This window comes from Streptomyces sparsus, from assembly GCF_054776295.1.
In genome coordinates this window covers 1-1,546 of record NZ_BAAHCA010001050.1, presented here as the reverse complement: position 1 = coordinate 1,546, position 1,546 = coordinate 1, and the positions used below count along the sequence as shown (strand labels likewise).

At 74.4% G+C, this 1,546-nt stretch carries 1 protein-coding gene; it reads left to right on the top strand.

Annotated features, from left to right (window positions below; translation table 11 throughout):
- Positions 1 to 1,530: polysaccharide pyruvyl transferase family protein (locus tag ACYVE9_RS26200; protein WP_461030375.1), on the top strand; the 1,530-nt coding region annotated here is incomplete at its 5' end.
- Positions 1,531 to 1,546: the final 16 nt, after the last annotated feature.

Below are 1,546 nucleotides of genomic sequence, written 5' to 3'. Positions count from 1 at the left end.
CCCACCGTGGACCTGGCCCGGGCCGTCGGCCTGGTGCACCTCGCGCAGGGCCGCTACGGCGAGGCCGTGCGTGTGCTGACCAGCGTGACCGCGCGGGCCGACCAACCGCGCTTCCACGAGACGCTGGGCAGCGCCCTGATGGCCGTCTCCCGCTACGAGGAGGCCGAGACGCACCTGCTGCTCGCCACCGCCGCCCCCCACACCGCGGCCAAGGCCTTCAGCCGTCTGGCCCGCCTCGCGTGGCTGCGCGGGGACCACACGACCGCCCGCGGTCGCGCCCGTTCGGGGCTGGACGCCGAGCCCGTCAACCGCACCTGCCGCGCCCTGTACCTGGCCGAGCCCGCCGAACCGGCAGCCGGGACCGGGCAGTCGGCCGTGGCGCCCGGGCAGCAGTGGGCGCACGTCGCGCTCTACGCCACCGGGCAGGAGAACGCCGGCGACAAGGTGCTGCCCGAGGCGGTACGGGCCTGTCTGGGCGAACAGGCCGGCGGCGGCCCGGACTCCGGCCGCTGGCACCCGGTCGAGGTGCACCGGCTGTTCGACGACGCCGCGCTGGAGGAGGTCAACAGCCGCCGGGCGCTGGTCGTCGGTGGCGGCGGGCTGTTCCTGCCCGACACCTGGCCCAACGGCAACAGCGGCTGGCAGTGGAACGTGCCGGACGCGAACCTGCGCCGGATCACCGTGCCGCTGGCCGTCTTCGCCGTCGGCTACAACGTCTTCGCAGGCCAGGGCTACGAACGGGAACGGTTCAGCACCGCCCTGCGCACGCTCGTCGAACAGTCGGCGTTCTTCGGCCTGCGCAACCGCGGCTCGGTCGAGCGGGTCCGCGACCTGCTCCCCGCCGAACTGCGCGAGAAGGTGGTCCACCAGCCCTGCCCCACCACCGTCACCCGGCAGATCACCGACGGCTGGCAGGACCCGGCCGAGCGGGACGACACCGTGCTGCTCAACTGCGCCTACGACCGTGCGGCGCTGCGCTTCGGCCAGGGCTACGGCCACTTCCTCGACCAACTGGCCCGTGCCGTCCGTACGTTGCGGTCGCACGCCGACGTCCGCTGCGCCGCGCACACCCCCGCCGACGAGCAGGTGGTGCACGACCTGCGCCGGGAGCACGGCCTGACCCTGCCGGTCCAGCCGCTCTACGACCTCTCCAACGACGGGATCCGGGACGTCTACCGGCGGACCCGGCTGGTCATCGGCATGCGCGGGCACGCCGGCATGATCCCGTTCGGCTGCGGCACGCCGGTGCTGAGCCTGGTCTCGCACCCCAAGCTGGCGTACTTCCTCGCCGACATCGACCGCCCCCAGTGGGGCGTGTCCGTGCACGATCAGCACCTCGCGGACAGCCTGACCGAGCGGGCCGTAGCGCTGCTCGACGACCACGAGGCGGCCGTCGCCGACGTGCACGACCGGCAGCAACTGCTGTGGCGGATCACCCGGGACAACCTGGCGACGCTGCGCACCGCGGTCGGCGACGCCTCCGCGGCCCCGCCGCTGCCCGCTCCCCGCACCGGCACCGAACGCGCCTGACAGCGGGCGGGCGCAC